This window comes from Bacillus sp. FSL R5-0709 (assembly GCF_038004785.1).
In the GTDB taxonomy this organism is placed as follows: Bacteria; Bacillota; Bacilli; order Bacillales; family Bacillaceae_G; genus Bacillus_A; species Bacillus_A mycoides.
In genome coordinates, this window is the sequence record NZ_JBBORT010000001.1 from 1,496,150 (window position 1) to 1,521,239 (window position 25,090).

The window sequence follows — 25,090 nt, forward strand, 5'->3', positions numbered from 1 at the left end:
TTATATCAAAAAATGAAAAAAGATGTGACCTTTTTCAAGAAAGGTATGGTGACTTACTCATGTTTCGATGGAATGACTATGAAAAAATTAAACAGAACCGTAATGATATTTTTTGTACAGAAGAGGAAAAAGTTATAGTTCTTACTATTAAGGAGAGAACGGATGTAGCTAACGTAGATAATATTTCACGTACACAATCTTACCAAGAATATTATTTGAGAAATAGAGAAATTAGATGGTCTTTTTTAGCGAGTATGGTTTCAAGGAATGGGGGATGGAACATGACAGATTTAGAAGGAGAATATTATTCTAATCTTTTATCTCAAACAGTTAAGAGACGATTATTTCTTTTGTATGAGAAAGCCAATTGGCTCATTTTCTTAGATGCATTTCCTCAACTATTACTGTATGAGGAAAGTAAAAAGAGATGTGCGCCGCTCTTCCATTTGTTACAATTTTTCAACATATCAATTTTTATGGAAAAAGAATGGGTCGCGTTTTGGGAGAAAAAAGATATAAATAGGCTTATGACGGCACTTATTATTAATGAACAAAATAAAATTCAAAAACCAGTAATTGAGAATGCATATTTTCAAAAACACGTATTTGATACTGCACTGTTCAAATTTCAAGAAATATTTCATGTTAGTGCAGTTATTTTTCCAACGGTGGAAGGGGGAATGTATGGATTTTCAGTTTATCAATTTGAAACGTTGCAAAAACGTATAGAACTGGGGAAGCAATTAGCTTGGTTACTATTTCATTCAAAGTATAAGTCTTCTTTTTATAAATTTGCAGTGCAAACTAGGCATACAGGGTCAAGAATGGATTATGAATGTAATATAAGGGGAATTAGAAAATCATGTACGCCGGCTCTTCGGGAAGTGTATTCTATTGTCACTCATGAAAAATTAATTGAAAAAGATTGGTTTAGTGAAGGGTTGGAAATAGATTCATTATTTTTACTTGAAAAACCTAAGGGAGAAATTAATATAACAGAATGGTATAGAAAGAAGAGGGAGCAAATACATACTCTTTCTATATTAAGTAGTTTTGTTAAAAGAATAGATGAGTTCATGATATAATAAAGAAGTCCCGCCTTCTTAAATGAAGGCGGGACTTCTTTATTAAAAGTAATAAGCTCTACAACAAGTTACTTTCTAATCGGTTATTTGTCGGCAGTACGACTTTAACTTCAACATTTATCGAAAGCGAAGAGGTAAGATAGACTAGAAAATAGTTGTTTGTAAAAGCCACTTTGGTTAAAGTGTCATTTTATCCCGCTATTTGCGGACAGTAAAACTCCCACCTCAAAATTTGGCTGGAGCAAAGAAGGTAGGTGGAAGCCCTGCTGTCCGTAAACACCCGATTGGTGCGGGTTGATAATCAGTGGGGGATGAACAAAACCCCACTGATTAAAGTTTCACTTTATGTAGCGGGGAAATTTGGACCATCAAGCTTTGGATTACCAGTCTCAGGTTGGTTTTGTTGTTTGTTTTGCTTTTTCTTTTTTTCGTTTTTATTTTTTGCCATCGTAATACACCTCCTTTTTGTATTGTTACCATTTCTAATAATGGCATACTAAATGATTTCTTTGACGAATATCAACTAGTTTTGTCATGTGAGAAGGAGTAATTAATCAATCGGCGAAATTACATGACAAAGGAAAGGCAAAGAAGGGGGCGTTTTAAATATGGCGATGGTTCAGAAGGAAGATGTTATGAAAAAAATGGATCAAATGTTAAGTTCTCTCGATTTGCTGGAAATGAAGATTGGGATTAGAATGAATCATGCATTGAAGGATAAAGGTGAAAAAATATGCAATAAGATAGAAATAACAGAAATGCATATAGAACATATGGAAAATAAATTAGTGCATCACGAAGAAAAAGGGAGCTGGGTAAAGACATTTCAAAACGTCGTAGTGAGTGCATAATAAGGTGGGAACAAAATGGGACATGAAGCATTAATCCAGTCTTCGGAGAAGTTAATGCAGTATAATGATGAAGCGAATGTGAAAAAAAGAGAGATGGCTGAATATGATTTTTATAAGGATATGAAGCCATTTGTTGATATTGTAGATGCGGAGTTAGAGATGTGGAAAGAATTAGCTTATAGGTGGATAAAGGAAGAACAACCTAAGTATATACATGTACAACAAATTGATCAAGTGTATGATAATTTACAAACTAATGTGCTACAATGTTTTGTTAATAAGGGAAAAGGCAAACGTTTCTTTGAAACTCATCAAGCTATTTCGTATACTTTGCAAAATATCGTAGATCAATGTAAATAACAAGAGGGAAAACCCTCTTGTTTTTTTATGCCTCTGTCACTGTTGTAGGTTTTGTTGCACCGTTTATTTCTAACTCTCGTATTAATGTTCGGTAATCTGATATGCATACTTTTCCTTCAAGATAACAATGTCTTGCAAAGTCTAACAGTTCATTCGAATTTTCTGTGTAATACCCCTTTTTTTGAGAAAACGCTTGTTTTAAATCCCCTAATACCATGTTGATTCCTCCCCCATGAGAATCTTCTTCCTTATTATCATAGCATGGAAGGGTTTACTTTCTAATTTTTTTAAAAATTTAAACTTCCGACAAAAACAGACAGGTACTCCGTCACACATTTTATTTTATAGGTACATATTCTATATGTAGAAACTTATGCCAAGGAGGAGAGAATGCATGTTTCAACAACCTAATGTATATCAGCAAGCAAATCCATATGCACAGCAAAATATGTACCAATATAATGAGGATACATATTTGCGATATAATATGTATCCTTTCGAGCCTCATTATGGAAACCAAAATTATTATCAACCATTTGAAGTGTCTTTTGGGAATCAACCGCAGCAAGCGCATATGAATCAACCGCAACAAGCATATACGAATCAACCACAGCAAGCGCATATGAATCAACCGCAACAACCGCACATGAATCAGTCGCAACAAGCGTATATGAATCAACCGCAACAACCGCATATGAATCAGCCGCAGCAAATGTATACGAATCAACCAGAGCAAGCGTATATGAATTCACAAAATTACATGTCGCCAGCTCAATATGTAAATCAACAAGCTATGTTTTATCCACCAAAACAACCATATCCAACGATGAATAAACAAAAGCAACAGCAACAGCAACCAAGTCAGTTTTCTAGTTTTGTTTCACAATTTAAATCATCAGATGGTAACTACGATGTAAATAAAATGATGAACACGGCTGGACAAATGATGAACGCGATGAATCAAGTAACAGGGATTGTTAAGCAAGTCGGGGGCTTTTTTGGTAAATAATAGTAGGGGGTTGTCTATAATAGGTATTACGTATGAAATTGGATACTAGACAAATTTCCATGAAATAAATGGGTATATATAACAAGCGGCTTTAGCCCCTCGCTCATATTGTAAAGTGTAGTCAGATTTTTTTAATGAGAGAGGAGAGAAAAAACTATGCATCATTGTCATCCTTGCTTTGGAGGGCATAAGCCTGTAGGACCTATTTGTACGACAGCTCCTGTCATTCATCCAACGAAACAATGCGTAACACATTCTTTTTCAACAACGGTGGTGCCACACATTTTTCCAACCCATACAACGCATGTTCATCATCAACAAATTAAAAATCAAGGCTTCTTCCCACAAACAAACTCGAACGTAAACGTTGTAGATCCTGGTGATCCAGGATTTGGCGGTGGATCTGTTGGTGGATTTGGCGGTGGATGTGGACCATGCGGTCATGGCCATCATCACCATGGGCATCAAATATCACCATTTGGACCAGGACCGAATGTATCACCATATGGACCAGGACCGAACGTATCACCATATGGACCAGGACCGAACGTATCACCATTTGGACCAAATATCGGACCAAACGTTGGTGGAATGTTTAAAAAGTAAATGATATGTTAGAACTAGCGAAATGCTAGTTCTTTTTTTGTAATTGGAGTGTTGATATGAAGGTTGTTGCTGTAACAGGATATAAGCCGTTTGAACTTGGAATATTTAAAAATGATCATCCAGGAGTAGAGTGTATAAAAAAGGCGCTGCGTCGTAAATTAACTGTTTTTGTAGAAGAAGGTTTGGAGTGGGTTATTATAAGTGGTCAGTTAGGAGTAGAGCTATGGGCTGCTGAAGTTGTTTTTGAAATTCAAGTAGAATATCCAAATTTAAAATTAGCTGTATTTACTCCTTTTTTAGAACAAGAGGAAAATTGGAAGGAAGATAACCGTGAATATTACGAATTTATTCTTTCACAAGCAGATCATATTGATAGTATTACGAAACGGAAGTACGAAAGCCCAGAGCAATTTAAATTAAAGAATCAATTTTTTATTGAAAAAAGCGATGCACTTTTAGCTGTATATGATGAAGAAAAGTCTGGGAGCCCTAAATATATTGTAGAAGCAGCTAAGAAAAAAGGAGAAATAGAAAATTATCACAGTTATTTCATTCTTTTTTCTGATTTACAAGATATAATGGAAGAGGAACAGTGGAATAATGCAGAGTAATATGTAATATAGTACTCGTATATTTGATTGACAAAAGGCGTTGTTTCTGAAAAAATTTAGTTAATGAAAGCTTTGGCAAAAATTTGAGGTGAAGAAAATGATTTCGGATAAAATTAAATTAACAGCGAAAGATATTTTAGAAAAAGAATTTAAAACAGGTATGAGAGGTTATCAACAAGAAGAAGTAGATAAGTTTCTTGATATGATTATTAAAGATTATGAAGCTTTTCATAAGGAATTTGATCAATTAAAACAACAAAATGCTCGTTTGAAACGTGAATTAGAAGAACAAAAAGTAGCGGCAACACAAGTTCCGCAACAACCGGTACAAACACCAGTTGCACAACCAGTGTATAACAATACGAATACGGATATTTTAAAACGTCTATCTAATTTAGAAAAAGCTGTATTTGGAAGTAAGTTATACGAATAAATTAAGGTAACAAAAAGGTTAAAGCATTTTACATAGAAAAAAACATTGCAAAATCTTTTTGTTTCCACTATACTAATGTTTGTCATAACGTTTGGGTAATCGCTGCAACGCCAACGTTGTAGAGGAAAGTCCATGCTCGCACGGCCTGAGATGGCTGTAGTGTTCGTGCCTAGCCAAGTCATAAGCTAGGGTATTCTGGCTGCAAGGCTGGTTTAACGGCAGGGAAAAAACCTAAGTCCTTTCGGATATGGTTTGACTACCTTTAAAGTGCCACAGTGACGAAGTCCTTGAAGAAATGATAGGAGTGGAACGAGGTAAACCCCACGAGCGAGAAACCCAAATAATGGTAGGGGAATCTTTTCCAAGGAAATGAACGACGGAAAAGGACAGGTTTTCGTAACCTGTAGATAGATGATTACCACCGGAGTACGAGGCGTGGGCCGTTTGCAGTACAAAGGAACAGAACATGGCTTACAGAACGTTATGAACCAACTATGAAATAACTCAGCTCTCCTTTGTTAGAGGAGGGCTTTTTATTTGTATGAAGTTATAAGTTGTGAGTTAAAATGGTAAGTGAGAATATTCTTCGTAATATGTGATAATTAATAGGACAACATGTTATTAATTATTGTTTGATTATACATAAGAGGTGAATGCAAATGGGAAAAGTTACTTTAATTGCAACAGCGGCAATGGGTATTGAAGCGTTAGTTGCCCGAGAAGTTCGCGATCTTGGTTATGAATGTGAAGTGGAAAACGGAAAGGTAACGTTTGAAGCGGATGAAAAAGCGATTTGTCGTACGAATTTATGGTTACGTACTGCAGACCGTGTGAAAATTAAAGTCGGCGAATTTAAAGCAACAACATTCGATGAGTTATTTGAAAAAACAAAAGCGTTAAACTGGGGAGATTATATTCCAGAGAACGGAGAATTTCCTGTTATTGGGAAATCTTTGAAATCAACATTATTTAGCGTTTCAGACTGCCAACGTATCGTTAAAAAGGCTGTTGTTGAGAAATTAAAAACAACGTATAGACGCACAACTTGGTTTGAAGAAGATGGACCGTTATTCCGTATTGAAATTGCAATGCTCAAGGATATTGCGACGTTAACAATCGATGCGAGTGGTGTAGGTCTTCATAAACGTGGATACCGTCTTGAGCAAGGTGAAGCGCCTTTAAAAGAAACATTAGCTGCGTCTTTAATTAAGTTAACAAACTGGAAGGCGGATCGTCCTTTCGTTGATCCTTTCTGTGGATCTGGTACAATTCCAATTGAAGCTGCATTAATTGGACAAAATATCGCACCAGGATTTAACCGAGGCTTTGCATCGGATGAATGGGGCTGGGTTGGTAAACAAAATTGGCGCGAAGCTCGTCAAGAAGCTGAAGATTTAGCTAATTATAATCAACCATTGCAAATCATTGGATCAGATATCGATCACCGTATGATAAGAGTTGCCCAAGATAACGCAGAAGAAGTTGGATTAGGGGATCTTATATCATTTAAACAAATGCAAGTAAAAGATTTCACGACAAAAGAGGAATATGGCTATGTTGTAACGAATCCTCCATACGGAGAACGTTTAAGTGAAAGAGCGCTTGTTGAAAAATTATATAAAGAAATGGGAGAGGTATTCCGCCCATTAGATACGTGGTCAATGTATTTATTAACAAGTTATGAAGCATTTGAGAAATGTTATGGGAAAGATGCATCGAAAAAGCGTAAACTGTTTAACGGATTTATCCGTACAGATTACTATCAATACTTCGGAAAGCGTCCACCGCGTAATTCATAGTATAAAACTCCTCCAGCACGCATATACTGGCTATTATGTAATGCGTAAAGGAGGAAGTGATATGGATAGTTTCCAATTATCGATGATTCAAAAAGCTATTCACCGTACGTATGATGAGCTCGGAAAAGAAGTGGATAGTCAAGGTGCAATTGTAGATGGAATACAAAAAGCGCAGGAAGAATATTTGTCAGCTCTTTCACATGAAACAGCGATTGATAAACGTTATTTAAGGTCATTAATATAGAAAAAAATTTTCCTTTTTCGAAAGGAAAATTTTTTTTCGTGTATTTCTATGTATTGTAACAGGGGAAAGTGGCTGCACACATGTGAGTAGCAGTTGCTATATCTTTTTATAGAAAAACTGTTTGGTTGGAGGCTAAGGATGTTTACTGAGAATAGGTTACCATTTGAAGTAGGAAAACAAGATAATTTTTATGATAAGTTGAATGAGTGGATTGGAGATGTGTTTTACGACATTCTTCCGGAAAAAGGCTTTGAAGAGCGTGATGAACAGATTTTTATGGCGTTTCAGTTAGAGCGCGCTTTCCAAGAGAAGAAAGTTATGTTTGCAGAAGCAGGTGTAGGAACAGGGAAAACAATTGTATATCTTTTATATGCAATTTGTTATGCACGTTATACAGGGAAGCCGGCTATTATCGCTTGTGCAGATGAAACGTTAATTGAGCAGCTTGTGAAAGAAGAAGGAGACATTGCTAAGTTATCTGAAGCATTAGGGCTATCTGTTGATGTTAGACTTGCGAAGTCAATGGATAATTATTTATGTTTACGTAAACTTGAAGATGTTATGAGTGGACGAGCTCCAGAAGTAATTGAAGATGTATATTACGAATTACCTCAGTTCGTATTCGATCATGGTACGATGCAGAACTTTACTCACTATGGTGATCGAAAAGAATTTCCACTGTTAAATGACGAGGAATGGTCAAAGGTAAACTGGGATTACTTCCAAGATTGCTTCACTTGTGATTCTCGTCATCGTTGTGGTCAAACTCTTTCGCGCGAGCATTATCGTAAAGCGGCAGATTTAATCATTTGTTCTCAAGATTTCTATATGGATCATATTTGGACGTACGAAGCTCGCAAACGTGAAGGACAAATTCCGTTATTACCAGAAAGTAGTTGCGTTGTATTCGATGAAGGGCATCTTGTAGAATATGCAGCTCAAAAAGCTTTAACGTACCGTTTAAAACAAACGATGATGGAGCAACTTTTAACGAGATTATTACAAAATGATATTCGTGAAGAGTTCGCACATTTAGTAGAAGAAACAATTTGGCAAACTGAACAATTCTTTGGGGTACTACAAGAGAATAAAAAGGAAATTGAAGGTTCTGATCGTTTAGAAATTACTGTGACAGAAAAGGTAACTGCAGAAGCGAAAAGACTTTATGCGAAAATCGGTGAAGTCGGTGATGCATTAGTATTTGAAAGTGAAATGCATACAGTAAACACATACGATTTAAATATTGTTGATGAGCATTTAGATGTGTTAGAGCATTCACTTCGTCTTTTCATGCACGAGAAAAATGTAATTACGTGGGGTGAAGAAGGCGATGGTGCTTTCACGTTAGTTATTATGCCGCGTGCAGTTGAAGAAGTGTTACAAGAAAAAGTATTCTCGAAGAAGATTCCATATATTTTCTCTTCTGCGACATTATCTGACAATGATTCGTTCGCATTTACTGCAAATAGTCTAGGGGTAAAAGATTACTTATCATTCTCAGTTGCTTCGCCGTTTGATTATGAAGAGCAAATGACAGTAAACTTACTTCCGTATACGAAAGAAAATGAATGGGAAAGAAAGTGTCAATATACACTTGAAAATATACAAAAAACAAATGGACGTACACTCGTATTATTCCGTACAACGCAAGAACTTGCAGCGTTTAAAGAATATGTAAGTAAAGAGCAAATGTCAGTTCCGTTCCTATATGAAGGAGATCAAGAAATTAGTCAGCTCGTTTCTCGTTTCCAAAATGAAGAAGAGACTGTACTTTGTGCCGTTCATTTATGGGAAGGTTTAGACATTCCAGGTTCATCATTATCACATGTTATTATTTGGTCATTACCATTCCCTCCAAACGATCCTGTGTTTGAGGCGAAGCGTAAACATGTGAATGATCCATTCTGGGACGTAGATGTGCCTTATATGATTTTACGTCTTCGACAAGGAATTGGACGTTTAATTCGTACAAGTGAAGATAAAGGTGCTATATCATTATTCTTATCAGATAATGAAGATGAAAAAGTGATAGAAGCAGTGAAGAAAGTACTTCCGGTAGAAGGAAAAGTACTTTAAGCGAAAAAATGTTGTAGGGAAAAGTTTGGCATTTGCCAAGCTTTTTTTCTATTAGAAAAGGAATTTATGTTTCAGTGTCGAAATAAGTTTGAGGTAGAAAAAGGAGGTTTTTTATACTATGACAGTTGCTACATATGAAGTGGAAAAACAATTTTTAACATATGTGAAGAAGATAGAGAATTACGGAGAGGCATTAAGCTTAATGTTTTGGGATTTAAGAACAGGTGCACCAAAGCAAGGAGTAGACCAGCGTTCAGAAGTAATTGGAATGCTTTCATCCGAAGTGTTTGCGATGTCGACTTCAGATGAGATGGGGAACTATTTAACTGAACTAGAATCTTTAATTGTTGAAAATAAACTTTCTGAAACGACAAAGAAAATGGTTGAAGAGTGTCGTAAAGAATATGATAGAAATAAGAAAATTCCACAAGCGGAATATGAAGCGTATGTGAAATTAGAAGCGAAAGCGGAAAGTGTATGGGAAGAAGCTCGCGAAAAATCTGACTTCGAAATGTTCCGTCCGTATTTAGAAAAAATTGTTGAATTCAAAAAGAAGTTTATTACATATTGGGGTTACGAAACGTACAAATATAACACGCTATTAGACATGTATGAGCCGGGAATCACAGTAGAAGTGTTAGATCATGTATTTGGTCAACTACGTGAACGTATCGTTCCGCTTGTGAAAGAAATTTCTGAGTCTAAAAAAGAATTAAAAACAAATGCTTTAGCTGAACATTTTTCAAAAGAAAAACAAAAGAATTTTACTTTAGAGTTATTAAAACAATTGAACTATAACTTTGAAGCGGGTCGTCTTGATGAAACGGTACATCCTTTTGAAATTACATTAAATAGAGGGGATGTTCGTATTACGACTCGTTACGATGAGAAAGACTTCCGTATGGCTGTTTTCGGCACGATTCATGAATGTGGTCATGCTGTATATGAACAAAATATTGCGGAGGAATTTGAAGGTACACCGCTATGTAGTGGAACTTCTATGGGTATTCATGAGTCACAATCATTATTCTTTGAGAACTTTATCGGTCGTAATAAATCATTCTGGAAGAAAAATTATGATTTATTAAAAGAGTATAGCGATGGTCAATTCAATGATATATCAGTAGATGAGTTTTATGATGCGATTAACGAATCGAAGCCATCGTTTATTCGTATAGAAGCAGATGAGCTTACATATCCGCTTCACGTCATGGTTCGTTATGAACTTGAGAAAGAATTATTTGATGGTACATTACAAGTGAAGGATTTGCCAGCGGCTTGGAATGATAAGATGGAAGCATATTTAGGAATTCGTCCGGAAAACGATGCACAAGGTGTATTGCAAGATGTTCACTGGGCTGGTGGTTCATTTGGATACTTCCCATCTTATGCGCTTGGTTATATGTATGCAGCGCAATTTAAACATAGGATGCTAAAGGATATTCCAAACTTTGATGCATTATTAGAAGAAGGAAACGTGACACCAATTCGTGAATGGTTAACAGAGAATATTCACCAATATGGCAAAACGAAAAAACCATTTGAAATTTTAAAAGATGTGACAGGTGAAGGTTTAAATGCAAACTACTTAGCTGATTATTTAGAAGCTAAATATAAAGAGATTTATGAGTTATAAAACAGGAGCTGCTTAATTGCAGCTTTTTTTTATGAGGGAGTGAGAGAAATGGGCTATATGTTTACAGTAATGTCGCGAGCGGAAGCAGAAGAAATTGCATATAACTGGCATTATGAAGGGGAGTATTCCTTTTATGATATAGAGGCAGATGAAGAAGATTTAGCTGAGTTTTTAGAGGATGAGAGTAGAGGGAATCATACATTTTCTGTGAAGGAAAATGGTACTCTCATTGGTTTCTTTAGTTTTAGTAACATAAATAATCAAACGGTTGATATAGGTCTTGGAATGAGACCTGATATAACTGGGAATGGATTTGGTCTACAGTTCGTAAAAGCTGGACTAGCTTTTAGTAAAGAAAAATACGGATGCAATTATATAACACTATCGGTAGCGGCATTTAATGAAAGAGCGATTAAAGTGTATAAAAGAGCAGGATTCGAAGCTGTTGGAACATTTATACAGAAAACAAATGGTAGTTGTTTTGAGTTTTTGAAAATGAATTATATATGTAAAAATGATTAAACAACAGAGAAGAGCTTCTGTTTTTTTATTTTGATGTAGAAATAAATGATGTTTTTTTTGTACTTGTTGTAATTAGAAGTTTTGAAATTTTGGAAGAGGATGTGTATGATTGAAGTTTAGTAGCAAATAGCAAGTTTAGTAAGGAGAGGTAGTATGATTACAATTAAAACGAAAAATGAAATAGATTTGATGCATGAATCTGGGAAGTTACTAGCTTCTTGTCATAGAGAAATTGCAAAAATGATGAAACCAGGAATAACGACACAAGAAATTGATACGTTTGTTGAAGCGTATTTAGAAGAGCATGGTGCCAGATCCGAACAGAAAGGGTATAACGATTATCCATACGCAATATGTGCATCTGTGAACAATGAAATGTGTCATGGGTTTCCAACAGATGTTCCTTTAAGTGAAGGCGATATTGTGACAATTGACATGGTAGTAAACTTAAATGGTGCGCTTTCGGATTCTGCATGGACGTATATAGTTGGAGATATTTCTGATGAAGCAAAAAGGTTATTGTTAGTAGCAGAGAGTGCTTTATATAAAGGGATTGAGCAAGCAATAAGTGGTAACCATGTTGGAGATATTGGATACGCAATTGAAAGTTATGTAGCCTCTGAAGGGTTTTCTGTTGCAAGAGACTTTACGGGACACGGAATTGGTAAAGAAATTCATGAGGAACCAGCAATTTTTCATTTTGGTAAGCCAAGGCAAGGACAAGAATTACAAGAAGGAATGGTAATTACAATTGAACCTATTGTAAATGCCGGTATGCGATATTCTAAAGTAGATTTAAACGGATGGACTGCACGGACGATGGATGGGAAATTATCTGCACAGTATGAGCATACAATTGCGATTACGAAGGATGGTCCTATCATATTAACGACGTTGTAATATGAAATGTGAAAGTTTGAAAAACTCGAACGAAAATGGTATTTTCATAAAATTCGTACGTGTTTTTTCGATAAATGCTTTTCAAAGTGAAAAAAGTGCGTTATAATCCTTCTATAAATAAATAAGTTAGCTACACTCATATAATCGCGGGGATATGGCCTGCAAGTTTCTACCGAAGTACCGTAAATACTTTGACTATGAGTGAGGACGAATATATTTGCTTGTTTAGCATTCTTTTTTGCGAAACTCCAAAAGCACGTCTCTCACTTGTAACGAGTGGTGGCGGCTTTTGGAGTTTTTTATTTGCATAAGAGGAGGAACTAACATGAAAGTATTACAAGAAAAGATTTTGAACGAAGGAAAGGTTTTATCTGGTGATGTATTAAAGGTAGATGCATTTTTAAATCATCAAATTGATCCAGTACTTATGCAAGAAATCGGAAAAGAATTCGCTAAACGTTTTAAAGAAGAGAACATTACAAAAATCGTGACGATTGAATCTTCAGGCATTGCACCAGCGGTTATGGCTGCTTTAGAGCTTGGTGTAAAAGTAGTTTTTGCAAGAAAGCGTAAATCGTTAACGTTACAAGATAATATGTATGTTGCAAACGTATATTCATTTACAAAACAAGAAACGAACGAGATTTCATTATCTCGAAATCATATTGATGAAAATGATCATGTATTAATTATTGATGACTTTTTAGCAAATGGTCAGGCTGCTTTAGGTTTAATGAGTTTAGTAGAGCAAGCCGGGGCAAGTATTGCGGGAATTGGCATTGTTATTGAAAAAGCATTTCAAGATGGAGGAAAGAAGCTGCGTGAACAGGGTGTTCGTGTTGAATCACTAGCAGAAATTGCATCACTTGATAACGGCACAGTTACATTTGTACAGCAAGAAACTGCGGAGGTGAACTAACGATGAAGCAGCACCCATTTAAAATCGCATCGCTTGGTATTCAGCACATGCTTGCCATGTACGCTGGCGCAATTATTGTTCCTCTTATTGTCGGCGGGGGACTTGGTTTAAATCAACAAGAATTAACGTATTTAGTATCGATTGACTTATTAATGTGCGGCGTAGCAACGATTTTACAAGCATTATCAAATCGCTTTTTCGGTATTGGGCTTCCGGTTGTACTTGGTTGTACATTTACAGCGGTTGGACCGATGATTGCAATTGGTAAACAATACGGCGTGTCCTCTATATATGGAGCAATTATTGCTGCGGGATTATTTGTTGTTATTTTCGCGAAATTATTTGGGAAGCTTGTAAAACTGTTTCCTCCTGTTGTAACAGGATCTGTCGTTACAGTTATTGGGGTTACACTTGTTCCAGCAGCTATTAATGATATGGCTGGAGGAGTTGGAAGTAAAGATTTCGGAAGTCTAGAAAATTTAGCGTTAGCATTTGGTGTTTTATTATTTATCATTATTATGTATCGTTTCTTTGATGGATTTATCCGTTCAATCTCTATATTACTTGGTCTTTTGTTCGGTACAATCGTCGCAGCGTTTATGGGGAAAGTAAGTTTGCAAGCGGTTGGAGAGGCAGATTGGTTCCACGGTATTCAGCCGTTTTACTTCGGTACACCAACATTTGAATTAACGCCAATTATTACGATGATTCTCGTTGCTTGCGTAGGAATTGTGGAAGCAACAGGGGTATATTTTGCATTATCTGATATTTGTAATAAAAAGATCGGTGAAAAAGAATTAACAAAAGGTTATCGCGCAGAAGGATTAGCAATGGTTCTAGGTGGTATTTTTAACGCATTTCCATACACAACATATTCTCAAAACGTAGGACTTGTTCAATTAACTGGAGTAAGAAATCGCGTCATTATCTATACTTGTGGTGGTATGTTAATTGCTCTTGGGTTTATTCCTAAAATCGCAGCCATTACAACAATTATTCCGAAATCAGTACTTGGCGGTGCAATGCTAGCAATGTTCGGCATGGTTATGGCATATGGTATTAAAATGTTAAGCAGTGTTGATTTTGGAAAACAAGAAAATTTATTAATTGTTGCATGTTCTGTCGGAATCGGACTTGGAGTTACAGTTGTTCCAACGTTATTTTCACAGCTTCCGGAAAACATTCGTATTTTGACAGATAACGGAATTGTACTTGGAAGTGCATCAGCAGTACTTTTAAATATTGTATTTAATATGGTGCCGCAGCGTAAAGTAAAAGAAGAGCCAGTTCCGATGCAAAGTGCAGTAAGAGAAGCATAGAAAAGCAAGGTCTCATTATGAGACCTTGCTTTTCTTTTTAAGTGGCATCATTTTCCCGTACGTACCAAGACGCCAAATGTACTCAAGTGGCCCATATTGGTAACGTGAAAGCCACCAGTGGCTAATAAAGATTTGTAACGTATAAAAGCCGATGCAAAATAGTGGTCCCACCCATAATGGAGCGGGATAATAATTTTTGAAAAATAGGCCGAATACAAGTAACGTAACAATCGTATGCGTGATGTAATTTGTTAACGCCATTCGTCCGACATATTGGAACGGACGTAATAATGTTTGCCATCTTTCTTTTTGTAATAAACGCATGAGCGTGAAAATGTAGAATATGAATAATGTTTTTCCACTAAACATTGTAAAGGCCTGCATATAAAATGGTTCATAAGATGGTTTTGATAAGAAGTAACGGACCATGAAGAACCACATTGGTAATGTCAAAATGAACATAATGATTTGCCATTTTTTAAGCTTTGGATCCAACTCTTTCGTGCGGCGGAAAATATCTTTTTTGCCGGCGTATAAACCAAGTAAAAATAGTCCAACTGTTTCTGGGAGCATGAATACATTTAGTCCAATTCCTTCAGAATAAAATGCATGGAAACGATTTTGTATTTGTGACGCCCAGTCTTCAAGTGGCATGATCGGTAAGGAAAACCCTAACTCTGCCTTTGGTACTAAGGCAACCACTATACTAGCGATTAGCATGAAAAATTGAAAAATACTTAGTAAAACTAATGCCCATATTAAAATAGTACGAGGCTCTCTCTTATAAAATAACAATAAGAAAAATCCAGCGATGGCATAACTATGTAAGATGTCTCCGTCCCATAAAAGAACGTAATGCAAGAACCCAAATAATAATAAAATAAGCAAGCGGCGAACAAATAAAGTTTTCGGACGATCTGTTTTCGCCTCAGCACGATTCATAAAGATATAAAAACCTAATCCGAATAAAAATGAAAAAATAGTATAAAACTTCGTTTGAATAAACATGTCATAAAATAATCGAATATAGCTGTCTAATCCATCATAAACGCCGGAAATATCTCGAGAATCAACACCAGCGATAACTGGCCAGTTAACAAGAAAAATACCTAGTACAGCTATTCCTCTAATAATATCGATGGAATGTATCCTCTCGCCTTGTGAAATATTTTGTGTCATTATTTTCCTCCTTGTTAAGTAATTCCCTTTTATCCCGCATTAACAAGCGGTAAGACTCCCACTTCAAAATTCAGTGAATACGAGGAAGTTAGGTGGGAGTCGGGCTGCTTGTAAAAGCCCGATTGGTTCAACTAATAATTAGTGGAGATGGGAAATATCCCCACTAATTACAGTTTCACTTTATTATACAAAATGTAAAGGGGAGGGTATATAGGTTATTTCCAATTTTTAAAACTGCTAAGATGTGTATTATGAGATATAATAAGAGTGCACAGCAAGTTTTAAACTTCTTTAAAACAGGCAGTAAAGCTCCTTTTCCCGAAGGAGCTTTCTTTTTTTAGAAATTTGTTGATAATGATTCTCTTTAATGATAAAATGTATTCAAAAGTGATAATCATTATCAAAAAAAGGTTGGTGTGTTAATATGGTGTATGCACTTGTTGCAGGAACGATTGCTATATATGTTGGTGTTACAAAGTATGTATTAAATGGAGTAGGAACAACAAAATGAATAATATTACATAAAATCCCTTTCATTTGTAAAAAGAATGAAAGGGATTTTTTATTTTTGATGTGAATATGCTGAAAATTTAGTATGATAATAAAGTGAAACTTTAATCAGCGGGGAGGTCTATCCCTCACTGATTACTAGCCCGCACGAAACGGGTTTTTACTGCCCACAAATAGCGGGATAAAGTATATACATCTTGGATAAAGGGGAACAAGGGGATGACAAACATAGTACAGACAAACGGTATGAAAAAACTTGTTTGTTTTTATGAAGAGTGGCAAAAAAACGGCGATGTAGAGAATAGTTTGAAGTTGTTTGAAGTGATTCAAAAATATAAACAAGAGCAGCTTATGCTAGCTTTTTGTGGTCATTTTTCTGCGGGGAAATCGACAATGATGAATCACCTATATAAAGCGCAATTATTACCGACAAGTCCGATTCCAACGAGTGCTAACGTTGTTAAAATTGAAAGAGGATCTGATCGTGTTGTTGTAACGATTAAGTCTGGAGAACAGTATGAATATGACGGCGCATATTCAGCAGAAGAATTAAAACAAATATGTAAAGACGGTGATGAAGTAATTGGTGTTCATATTTATCGAAATGATGCGCCAATTCCTGATGGGGTTATGTTAGTTGATACGCCCGGAATTGATTCTACGGATGATGCCCACCAATTAGCGACGGAATCAACACTGCATCTAGCAGATGTTATTTTCTATATGATGGATTATAACCATGTCCAATCAGAGGTTAACTTACAGTTTGTTAAAGAATTGAAACAACGTAATAAAACGGTTTATCTCGTTGTAAACCAAATAGATAAACATAAAGCAAATGAGTTATCGTTTGAAGAGTATAGAGATAGTGTAAAACAGTCTTTTTCTAACTGGGATATTGAAGTAGATGGTATTTTCTATACATCATTGCGAATGATGAATCATCCATACAATGAAATTCAAAGTTTAGAAGCATTAATCTTTTCTATCATGAAAGAAAAAGAGCAGTATGTAAGAAAGGGAATGGAGCGAGAAACAGAATATTTACTGCAAGAACATTGTTCGTTTATTCTTTCTGAAAATGAAAAACATCTCATGAAATATGAAGAAGAATTAACATCACCACTGTCACTTTCAGAGATAGTTGAAAAAAAGGAAGAGTTAACTGAAAATAAAGATCGGGTGGCTAGTAAAGAATCTGATGTGAGAAATGAATTTATAAAAGGTTTACAAGCCATATTAGATAACGCGTATTTAATGCCATTTGAAATGAGAGAATTGGCAAATAAATATTTAGAAACGAAATTAACGAAGTTTAAAGTTGGTTTGTTATTTGCGAAAGGAAAGACGGAGCAAGAAAAACAGAGACGTGTAGATGCTTTTTATTCTGCTCTTCAAAAGACTGTTGAAACGCAACTTGATTTTCATGTGAAAGAATTTATTGTAGCCTTCTTAAAAGAAGAAGGGTTATTTACAGAGGAAATAGGGAAAGACATATATGCGTTAGAAATTGCTTTCGGACCGGAAGTGTTGGCTGAAACAATTAAACAGGGGGCTGGATTTACCGGTGATTACTTACTTCTTTATACTGCTGACGTTGCAAATGAGTTAAAGAAAAGATACTTTATGAAATCTCAGCAAATCTTTGGAAAAAGTACGGGTATATTGCAGAAGAAAGTGAAGATAGAGATTGCTCGTATTGAAGAAGAAATTGAAAAATACACGATGTTACAAACAGCAAAAGAAACAAAATTACAGTACATTAAGACGTATGAGGAATATGAGAGCTATTTAGGAGATGTTTGGAATGAAAATGTTTCTATACCAGATGGATTGCAAATAGACGAAATATTACAAAGTAAAAAACAAGTTGTTAGTGAGAAGTTTAAACTACAAGAGCAAGAAATTGTAAATGATAACGTAGCGGCTAGTGAAGAAGAGATTAAAGGAACGAAAGCTTTAAATATTCAGCGTATATTAGAAAAAGTGAAGAAAGCTGAAACGATATTAGATCCATTGCCTACACTGAAACATCTACAGCAAGAAGTAGTTGGAAAAAGACAGCGTGTAGAAACGAAGCAATTTACAGTAGCGTTATTTGGAGCTTTTAGTGCTGGGAAATCATCATTTGCTAACGCATTGCTCGGTGAAAAGGTACTTCCTGTATCGCCAAACCCAACGACAGCAACAATAAATCAAATTTTGCCAGTTACAGAAGATAAACCACATGGAACGGTAATTGTCCAGTTTAAGTCAGAGCAAGCGCTGTTAGAAGATATGAAAGCTGTTTATAAAATGTTTCACTATGAAATTGCTACATTGGAAGAAGCGTTAACGAAAATTGATCAAATTATGAAATACCCTTCACCAAGCGGGAAGCAAAAAACAACATTTAGCTTTTTGCGAGCGGTACAAAAAGGATATGAGGCAGTTGCTAATCATTTAGGGGAACAATTACAAGTTACGTTAGAGGAATTCTCTGATTATGTAGCTAATGAAGAAAAATCATGCTTTGTTGAGTATATGGAGCTTTATTATGATTGTGCTTTAACAAGGCAAGGAGTAGCTCTTGTAGATACACCAGGGGCGGATTCTATTAACGCGCGCCATACGGATGTTGCATTCCAGTATATTAAAAACGCAGATGCTATTTTATTCGTAACATACTATAATCATGTTTTCTCTCGTGCGGATCGTGAATTTTTAATTCAGCTCGGTCGTGTAAAGGATACATTTGCACTTGATAAAATGTTCTTCTTAATAAATGCTGCCGATTTAGCACAATCTGAAGAAGAACTTGAAATGGTAAAAGGTTATATTGCGGATCAGCTCCTGCAATACGGTATTAGAAATCCACGTTTATTTGCAATTTCAAGTTTATGTGCGCTTGAAGAAAAGCAAGGGAAAAGTATTGATAAAGAAAAGTATGGTATTTTACAAAACTCCGGGATTACTAAGTTTGAAGAATCATTTACGTCCTTTATGATGAGGGATTTAATGCTTGTATCTGTGCATGCTTTATATGGTGCATTGCAAGGAGCGAATCAGCTTCTTGTAAATATGATAAATGGCGCAAAGCAGGGAAATGATGAGAAAGAGAAGCAAACAAAAAAATATGAAGCAGAGCGTAATCAGCTACTTCATATTATTTCATCATATAGTGTACTTGCTGAAGAGCAAGCAATGCAAAATGAAGTGAAAGAATTGCTTTATTATGTACACCAACGTCTATTTTTACGCTATAACGATGTGTTTACTGAATTTATTAATCCGGCGTCGTTACGAACAGATGGGAATGTGAAAATGCAGTTGCAGCAATGTGTAATGGAATTAGTTTCATTTATTCAACATGATTTATTACAAGAAATGCGTGCGACATCATTACGTCTTGAAAAATGGATAGATGAAGCGATGAAGCGTGCAAAGGATGAAATTGTTGTGAATTGCAAAGTGGAAAATGAATCGATTTCTATGGGTGGAACAGTGGATTATGAATATAAAATTATTACACATAAAGAGCCGTTTCCTTCAATAGAAATAAAAGATTTTAAAAAGGCACTAGTACATTTTAAAAATGAGAAAAGCTTTTTTGAAAAAAATGATAAAGCTTTTATGCAAGAAGACGCTAAAGGAGTGTTAGAACCTTTCGTATCAAACTATGTAGTTGATGAAGAAGATTTATTCGTTCATCATTATAAGCAAGAGTGGGATGCAAAATGGAACCTATTCCAAAAAGTGATGCAGCAAGACGTTGAGAATTATTATGAAAGTATATTATTCGCTTTAGCTGAAACAATTGATGTATCGCTATACGAACAAAGTAAAGAAGAGCTACAAAAGCAGTTAGTAGAAATTGAAAAAGAAATTTATATTAAATAGCTGTTATGAAAAAAAGATTCGTTCAATTTTCTTTTGTAGTACAGTATCTAAAGATTTTACAAACCCTGCAAACTCATCAGTAGAAATCATATGGGTAAGAACTAAGCGTCTGCCGTCTGGTGTTTCACCGCATAAGACGAATGAAGAAAACTCATACGTTTTGTTTTCTACTACTAATTTTGGATAGGAATATGTGTCGCTCTTCTTTTTCTTTCCATCAATAGAGATGACGTTGCATTTTTTCTCATTGTTGTCCATGGTGAATCCCTCCTTTCTATTATCTATGGTAGACAAGGGGGGTTTAGAACAATAGAGGAGGGGGAATTTTTATGTCTGTTGTCATAGAGCGTATTTCGAAAGAAGCTATACCGAAATCTTTATTACTTCTTGCTGATCCAAGTGAAAGCCAAATTGATGCATATGTACAGAGAGGGTATACGTATATAGCTAAACAAGAAGAAAGAATCATCGGTGTATATGTGCTTTTGGAAACAAGACCAAGGACAATGGAAATTATGAATATTGCGGTTGTAGAGCATTTGCAAGGAAAAGGGATTGGAAAGCAGCTATTAAGTCATGCCGTAGAAACTGCTAAAGGATATGGTATGTCAAAACTTGAAGTTGGTACAGGCAATTCTAGTGTTTCACAACTTGCTTTATATCAAAAATGTGGATTTCGTATTTTTTCTATTGATTTTGATTACTTTTCAAAGCATTATGAAGAAGAGATTATTGAAAATGGGATTGTATGTCGCGATATGATTCGGCTTGCAATGGAATTGAATAAGAACGTATAACTATTTAGGGGGAAGAGAAGATGGAAGTACATAAAGCAATTACAGCACATTCTCGTAAACAAAATGAAAGTGTAAAAGCATGTTTACAATTAGATGCGCAGCGTGAAGCAGCTATTGAAGCAGCCGTATCTCTTGCGTCAAAGGGGAAAGAATTTTCGGTTGATATCATTAATGTTGTAACAAAGCAAATTAATGATCTTGCAAAAAATGGTGTTACACTGCAGCGTAAATTTGTTACAAAAGAAATGGTTATGGAGTATGTAAGTCGTTTGCAAGAGAAAGAAGGTCGTTAAAGATGATAGTTACAGTCGAATGGTTACGTGAGCATATAGAAGATGAGAATGTCCGTATAATCGATTGTCGTTTTGATTTAGCGAATCCTAATTGGGGTAGAGAAAAGTATGAGGAAGAACATATTCTTCATGCGTTATATTTTGATTTGAATTTAGATTTATCAAGTCCTGTAACAGAACATGGTGGTCGCCATCCATTGCCGAATATTGAGGAGTTTGCAGACAAGCTTTCACAAGCTGGTATTGGTGAACATACGACAGTAATTGCATATGACAGTCAAGCGGGTGCAAATGCTTCTCGTCTCTGGTGGTTATTAAACTATGTAGGACATGAGAAAGTATATATATTAGATGGCGGATTTCCAGCTTGGAAAGAGAATGGACTACACACAACGCCGAATATCCCAGTTATTGCACGAAAACCTTTTATACCGGAAATACAAGAAAATATGCTTGTAACGATGGAAGATGTGAGAGGGAAAATTCGTGCAGGTGCAAATATGACATTAATTGATTCTAGGGAACCAAAACGTTATGCTGGTGCGGAAGAGCTCGTTGATTCGAAGGCAGGGCATATTCCGACGGCAGTAAACTATTTTTGGAAAGATGGGATTTTAGAATCGGGACACTTTAAAAACGAAGAGGAACAGCAAGGGCGTTTCCAAAATCTTGATAAAGAGAAGGAAACAATCGTATATTGTGGTTCTGGTGTTACAGCGTGTCCGAACATAGTTGCATTAAAATTAGCTGGTTTTCAAAATGTTAAATTGTATACAGGTAGCTGGAGTGATTGGATTTCTTATCCAGAAAATCAAATTGCAAAAGAAGAAGATTAATCACTTGCATGCAAAAATAATTTGTATTAAAATAAGGTCACAAGCAAGAGATTGCTTCAAAAAAATTATATTTTACACATTGGAAACAATGTGATAATATAACGACAAGTAAATAATACATCCTGCGGTGTGCGTAACTTATTTATGTCTAAAACCGATGTTAGTTTTACGGAAGCTCAATATTTAGTGACCATTATCAAGCCTTCCTTGTGGAGGAAGATATACGGTAACTGTGAGGGCATCCACCTGCGAGTAGCGGGTTTTTGGACATTTACGAGAGACGGCACTTGCGGGGGTCTTATTTCAACTAATAGTATATAAAATTCCTACGGTGTACGTAGCTTGTGTATGTCTTAAACCAATAAGTATAATGCGGAAGTTCAATATTTAAATGTAGATAGCAGGCCATCTTTTTAAGAAGGAAGTTACAAACATTTGTGAGAACATCCACCTGTGAAAGCAGGTTTATGGACATCTATAGATAACGGCATATGTGGGACTATATAAAAAACCTTACGTTTTATACGTAAGGTTTTTTTGTTGAATAAATATACTCATGTTATCTAGATTTACCTGTAAAGTTCCCATAATAAATATAGCACTTGCGGTCTTCATCAATTTCTCTTGAATCGAGGGTGAATTCCAAATGTATTCCATCCCGTTGAATATATATAATATCTGAATGGAGAGAGGGTAAGATATCCTCGTAATTCCAAATATCTTTACTTTCTATCATAATTGAGCAGGTTTCCTTTAGTTCTCTAATTTCAAAACCTATGTGCGAATATGTAGGATCTGAAGGGTCGTTGGAAAAAACTTCTTTTTGTATATATAACACTGCTGTCCCGTCTGGATCTACTGAAGTTGCAGTAACGATATATGTATTTCCATCTTTTATAAAATATTCACAAGTCATGCGCGCGACAATTTCAGAATTAGAAATATTTGCGTAGTTCCATAAAGCTGGATACCCGTTTGTTTCATCATTGAGCCGATATTCCAATCGCATTTTATCCCTCTTCTTCCTTTTTCTTCTACTTTATCATGACATCTTATATAATAGAAATATAATTTAAAAAGGGGAGTGCAAAGGTGACAAAAACGAAATGGCTAGTAGGTGGTGTCCTAACATCTTTAATGACGGGCACTTTATTTGGCTGCGCGCAAGATATTCCCCCCGAACCGAATGATAATAGTTGTTCTGATTGGGATTGGGATGATGAGCTTGGTGTTTGGCAGTGTGATGATAGTAGTTCAGGTTATCGTGGACATTACTTTTATGGTGGTACATACTATCAAAATAAATCCACCTTCAAAAATTCATCAGAGTTTAAAACTTATCAATCTTCGGCCGAATTTAAAGGTGGAATTGGAAGCGGTTCAAAAGGTGGATTTGGAGGTTAAAATATGTCGCAATACATAAAGAAAAGAAAAGAATTTTATTCGAATTATCCTCATTTCTGGTCGGACTTATATGAATGTGAGTATAGTTTGTTTCATGTTTTCCCGCTAACAGAGCAAACAATGAAACAATTACAAGTAGCAACTGAACGAATGGGAAAAATATTTTTTAAGACTGCTAGAATTCTTCGGAATTTATCTAATGAACAGCTTCTTGAACTCGGTTTTCCAACTGCAAGCTTGCCTTTTATTAGACTGAAAGGGATGTATCCTGAATCTGTTATTTCACGATTTGATTTTGCTTTAACAGAGGATAATCGTATTAAAATGCTTGAGTTTAATAGTGATACTCCAACTTTTATTGTGGAATGCTTTCAAATGAATGGAAAAGTTTGTGAAGAACTTGACTATGATGATCCAAATGCAAATCAAGAGCGCTTACTTTCTTCTGGTATTACAAAAGCCGTAATGGAGTTTACAAAAGGAATGGAAGAGCCAAATGTTGTTTTCACAGCTCATCCTGAACATATAGAAGATTGGAATACGACTATGTATTTGAGTGGGCTATGTCATGTTGAAAATAAAGTGATGCCAATGACAGAACTTAGAATTACAGATGATGCTTTAGTAGATAGAGATGGTTTACCAATTGATGTTTTGTATCGCCAAACATATCCAATTGAAGACTTGATTGAAGATCAAGATCCCGAAACGGGGGATTTGGTGGGAGTAGAACTTTTGCAACTTGTAAAAGAAGGAAAGCTTTTTATTATAAATCCTTTGTCGGCCTTTTTACTTCAGCCGAAATCAATTCAATGTCTTATTTGGGGATTAGCAGAAGAAGGTGCTTTTTACACAAGTGAGGAACAAAAGTGGATTAAAGAATATATGCTTCCTACATATTTAGAGCCAGATTTATTTTTGGGGAAAAGTCCTTTCGTTCAAAAACCTTCGTTCGGTAGGGAAGGTGACACGATTACGATTCGTGATAAGGATACAAATATTATGATTCGAAATGCACATGAAACGTATAAATCGTCACTGCCTATATTTCAGAAATATACAGAGCTTCCAGTTGTATTTTTGGAAACTGAAAAAGGAATTGAGAAGCTGTCGTACGTGTTTGGGGCTTTTTTAATTGCTGGAAAAGCGAGCAGCATCGGTATACGTGCCGGAGAAAAAATTACGGGAAATGAATCGTATTATTTACCGGTAGGTATTAAGAAGGAGGAAAATAAATGATTAATTTTTTACTATATTTAGCAGTATCACTTGTACTTTTATGTATCGGTCTTTTTCTTATGGAAGTGACAACGAAAGTTAAGGAATTTAAGTTAATGGCTCAAGGGAATAAAGCGGTAAGCTATGTACTTGGAGGAAGACTACTTGGTCTTGCTATCGTTTTATATTCAACGGCTGCTAATTCTATTTCAATTCTTGATATGGTTTCATGGGGAGCTGTTGGGATCTTAGCTCAAATTATTGTCTTTTATTTAGCGGAATGGCTTACACCACGTTTTAATATTAATAAAAGTCTTGAAGAAGATAATCAAGCAGTTGGTCTTTTCCTTATGTTTTTATCACTTTCCATCGGAATTGTAATTGCTGGTTGTGTAACGTATTAAAACCCTTACATTTTAACGTAAGGGTTTTATTTTTCATTTGCTAATTTTTTGCAATATGTGTTCAATTAATTTATGTAGCCGAACGCTGAGCAGGATGCGTATTAGTGTACTAAACTCGAGATAGTTATTGTAATAAGGAAAAGTTTCCATACAAAGTGTTGACATCTATTTTAAATAAGAGTAACATTTTCTATGTAATT

At 35.5% G+C, this 25,090-nt stretch carries 27 protein-coding genes, 3 other RNA genes and 1 riboswitch; of the genes, 25 read left to right on the top strand and 5 right to left on the bottom strand.

Features of this window, described 5'->3' with window-relative positions:
* The first annotated feature begins 59 nt into the window (after positions 1-59).
* A complete protein-coding gene (locus tag MKX37_RS07745; RefSeq protein WP_002126479.1) occupies positions 60-1,085 on the top strand; it encodes a DUF2515 domain-containing protein in 1,026 nt (341 codons plus the stop codon).
* 343 nt (positions 1,086-1,428) lie between these two features.
* Here the strand turns inward: MKX37_RS07745 and MKX37_RS07750 are convergent, their stop codons facing one another.
* Positions 1,429-1,575, bottom strand: a complete 147-nt coding sequence (locus MKX37_RS07750; RefSeq protein ID WP_307838604.1) for a phage portal protein — start codon at positions 1,573-1,575, stop codon at positions 1,429-1,431.
* 118 nt (positions 1,576-1,693) lie between these two features.
* On the opposite strand from MKX37_RS07750, the gene MKX37_RS07755 reads away from it, so the two are divergent.
* On the top strand, positions 1,694-1,936 hold the full coding sequence (locus MKX37_RS07755; RefSeq protein ID WP_002011865.1) for a hypothetical protein: 243 nt from the start codon (positions 1,694-1,696) through the stop codon (positions 1,934-1,936).
* A gap of 15 nt (positions 1,937-1,951) precedes the next feature.
* Complete coding sequence (locus MKX37_RS07760; protein ID WP_002126482.1) at positions 1,952-2,296, top strand: YppE family protein; 345 nt, start codon at positions 1,952-1,954, stop codon at positions 2,294-2,296.
* 25 nt (positions 2,297-2,321) lie between these two features.
* Here MKX37_RS07760 and MKX37_RS07765 read toward each other — a convergent pair whose 3' ends face one another.
* Positions 2,322-2,513, bottom strand: coding sequence for a YppF family protein (locus tag MKX37_RS07765; RefSeq protein ID WP_002030817.1), 192 nt, complete (start codon positions 2,511-2,513; stop codon positions 2,322-2,324).
* 177 nt (positions 2,514-2,690) lie between these two features.
* Between MKX37_RS07765 and MKX37_RS07770 the strand changes: the two genes are divergently transcribed.
* From MKX37_RS07770 to pbuX, 13 genes are all read left to right on the top strand, one after another.
* On the top strand, positions 2,691-3,305 hold the full coding sequence (locus MKX37_RS07770) for a YppG family protein (protein WP_078421995.1): 615 nt from the start codon (positions 2,691-2,693) through the stop codon (positions 3,303-3,305).
* Positions 3,306-3,461: 156 nt separating this feature from the next.
* On the top strand, positions 3,462-3,911 hold the full coding sequence (locus tag MKX37_RS07775) for a CotD family spore coat protein (protein ID WP_061688856.1): 450 nt from the start codon (positions 3,462-3,464) through the stop codon (positions 3,909-3,911).
* Positions 3,912-3,967: 56 nt separating this feature from the next.
* Complete coding sequence (locus MKX37_RS07780) at positions 3,968-4,522, top strand: DUF1273 domain-containing protein (RefSeq protein ID WP_002030808.1); 555 nt, start codon at positions 3,968-3,970, stop codon at positions 4,520-4,522.
* A 97-nt stretch (positions 4,523-4,619) separates the two neighbouring features.
* Positions 4,620-4,955: a cell division regulator GpsB gene (gene gpsB, locus MKX37_RS07785; RefSeq protein WP_000622426.1), complete on the top strand. Its 336-nt coding sequence runs from the start codon at positions 4,620-4,622 to the stop codon at positions 4,953-4,955.
* A gap of 87 nt (positions 4,956-5,042) precedes the next feature.
* Positions 5,043-5,434: RNase P RNA component class B (gene rnpB / locus MKX37_RS07790), an RNA gene on the top strand.
* 180 nt (positions 5,435-5,614) lie between these two features.
* A complete protein-coding gene (locus MKX37_RS07795) occupies positions 5,615-6,754 on the top strand; it encodes a THUMP domain-containing class I SAM-dependent RNA methyltransferase (RefSeq protein ID WP_002011868.1) in 1,140 nt (379 codons plus the stop codon).
* Positions 6,755-6,815: 61 nt separating this feature from the next.
* A complete protein-coding gene (locus MKX37_RS07800) occupies positions 6,816-6,998 on the top strand; it encodes a DUF3921 domain-containing protein (protein ID WP_002126488.1) in 183 nt (60 codons plus the stop codon).
* A gap of 138 nt (positions 6,999-7,136) precedes the next feature.
* Positions 7,137-9,074 carry an ATP-dependent DNA helicase gene (locus MKX37_RS07805; RefSeq protein ID WP_002011942.1) on the top strand — a complete coding sequence of 646 codons (1,938 nt, stop codon included), beginning with the start codon at positions 7,137-7,139 and terminating at the stop codon, positions 9,072-9,074.
* Between the two features lie 118 nt (positions 9,075-9,192).
* The gene (gene ypwA / locus MKX37_RS07810) at positions 9,193-10,710 is read left to right on the top strand and encodes a carboxypeptidase (RefSeq protein WP_078421996.1); all 1,518 of its coding nucleotides are present in this window, start codon (positions 9,193-9,195) and stop codon (positions 10,708-10,710) included.
* 48 nt (positions 10,711-10,758) lie between these two features.
* Positions 10,759-11,232, top strand: a complete 474-nt coding sequence (locus tag MKX37_RS07815) for a GNAT family N-acetyltransferase (RefSeq protein WP_002126492.1) — start codon at positions 10,759-10,761, stop codon at positions 11,230-11,232.
* A 153-nt stretch (positions 11,233-11,385) separates the two neighbouring features.
* Complete coding sequence (locus MKX37_RS07820; RefSeq protein WP_002168775.1) at positions 11,386-12,132, top strand: type I methionyl aminopeptidase; 747 nt, start codon at positions 11,386-11,388, stop codon at positions 12,130-12,132.
* 116 nt (positions 12,133-12,248) lie between these two features.
* Positions 12,249-12,350: riboswitch (purine riboswitch) on the top strand.
* Between the two features lie 107 nt (positions 12,351-12,457).
* On the top strand, positions 12,458-13,051 hold the full coding sequence (locus MKX37_RS07825; protein WP_002086571.1) for a xanthine phosphoribosyltransferase: 594 nt from the start codon (positions 12,458-12,460) through the stop codon (positions 13,049-13,051).
* A 2-nt stretch (positions 13,052-13,053) separates the two neighbouring features.
* Positions 13,054-14,370 (top strand): xanthine permease PbuX, encoded by a 1,317-nt coding sequence (gene pbuX, locus MKX37_RS07830; RefSeq protein ID WP_002126498.1) that lies wholly within the window; start codon positions 13,054-13,056, stop codon positions 14,368-14,370.
* Between the two features lie 15 nt (positions 14,371-14,385).
* Here pbuX and MKX37_RS07835 read toward each other — a convergent pair whose 3' ends face one another.
* Entirely contained in the window at positions 14,386-15,549 is a 1,164-nt protein-coding gene (locus MKX37_RS07835) for a DUF418 domain-containing protein (RefSeq protein WP_078421997.1), read from the bottom strand.
* Between the two features lie 729 nt (positions 15,550-16,278).
* Here MKX37_RS07835 and MKX37_RS07840 point away from each other — a divergent pair.
* On the top strand, positions 16,279-19,938 hold the full coding sequence (locus tag MKX37_RS07840) for a dynamin family protein (RefSeq protein WP_078421998.1): 3,660 nt from the start codon (positions 16,279-16,281) through the stop codon (positions 19,936-19,938).
* Positions 19,939-19,941: 3 nt separating this feature from the next.
* Here the strand turns inward: MKX37_RS07840 and MKX37_RS07845 are convergent, their stop codons facing one another.
* The gene (locus MKX37_RS07845; RefSeq protein ID WP_000369740.1) at positions 19,942-20,196 is read right to left on the bottom strand and encodes a DUF3931 domain-containing protein; all 255 of its coding nucleotides are present in this window, start codon (positions 20,194-20,196) and stop codon (positions 19,942-19,944) included.
* Positions 20,197-20,267: 71 nt separating this feature from the next.
* On the opposite strand from MKX37_RS07845, the gene MKX37_RS07850 reads away from it, so the two are divergent.
* From MKX37_RS07850 to ssrS (MKX37_RS07870), 5 genes are all read left to right on the top strand, one after another.
* Positions 20,268-20,735: a GNAT family N-acetyltransferase gene (locus MKX37_RS07850; RefSeq protein ID WP_002011932.1), complete on the top strand. Its 468-nt coding sequence runs from the start codon at positions 20,268-20,270 to the stop codon at positions 20,733-20,735.
* A 20-nt stretch (positions 20,736-20,755) separates the two neighbouring features.
* Positions 20,756-21,028: a YpbS family protein gene (locus tag MKX37_RS07855; RefSeq protein ID WP_002086566.1), complete on the top strand. Its 273-nt coding sequence runs from the start codon at positions 20,756-20,758 to the stop codon at positions 21,026-21,028.
* A gap of 2 nt (positions 21,029-21,030) precedes the next feature.
* Positions 21,031-21,864 (top strand): sulfurtransferase, encoded by an 834-nt coding sequence (locus MKX37_RS07860; RefSeq protein WP_002168769.1) that lies wholly within the window; start codon positions 21,031-21,033, stop codon positions 21,862-21,864.
* 116 nt (positions 21,865-21,980) lie between these two features.
* Positions 21,981-22,163, top strand: a non-coding RNA gene (gene ssrS, locus MKX37_RS07865) — 6S RNA.
* Between the two features lie 21 nt (positions 22,164-22,184).
* Positions 22,185-22,368: non-coding RNA, 6S RNA (gene ssrS / locus MKX37_RS07870), on the top strand.
* Positions 22,369-22,423: 55 nt separating this feature from the next.
* Here the strand turns inward: ssrS (MKX37_RS07870) and MKX37_RS07875 are convergent.
* A complete protein-coding gene (locus MKX37_RS07875; RefSeq protein ID WP_002030848.1) occupies positions 22,424-22,873 on the bottom strand; it encodes a hypothetical protein in 450 nt (149 codons plus the stop codon).
* Positions 22,874-22,956: 83 nt separating this feature from the next.
* Between MKX37_RS07875 and MKX37_RS07880 the strand changes: the two genes are divergently transcribed.
* From MKX37_RS07880 to MKX37_RS07890, 3 genes are read left to right on the top strand one after another with little or no spacing between them, the layout of a single operon-like run.
* Positions 22,957-23,268, top strand: a complete 312-nt coding sequence (locus MKX37_RS07880) for a hypothetical protein (RefSeq protein WP_002126505.1) — start codon at positions 22,957-22,959, stop codon at positions 23,266-23,268.
* Between the two features lie 3 nt (positions 23,269-23,271).
* Positions 23,272-24,507: a glutathionylspermidine synthase family protein gene (locus tag MKX37_RS07885; RefSeq protein WP_033730511.1), complete on the top strand. Its 1,236-nt coding sequence runs from the start codon at positions 23,272-23,274 to the stop codon at positions 24,505-24,507.
* A complete protein-coding gene (locus MKX37_RS07890) occupies positions 24,504-24,890 on the top strand; it encodes a DUF350 domain-containing protein (RefSeq protein WP_002086561.1) in 387 nt (128 codons plus the stop codon). The genes MKX37_RS07885 and MKX37_RS07890 overlap by 4 nt, the downstream gene beginning before the upstream one ends.
* The last annotated feature ends 200 nt before the right edge of the window (positions 24,891-25,090 follow it).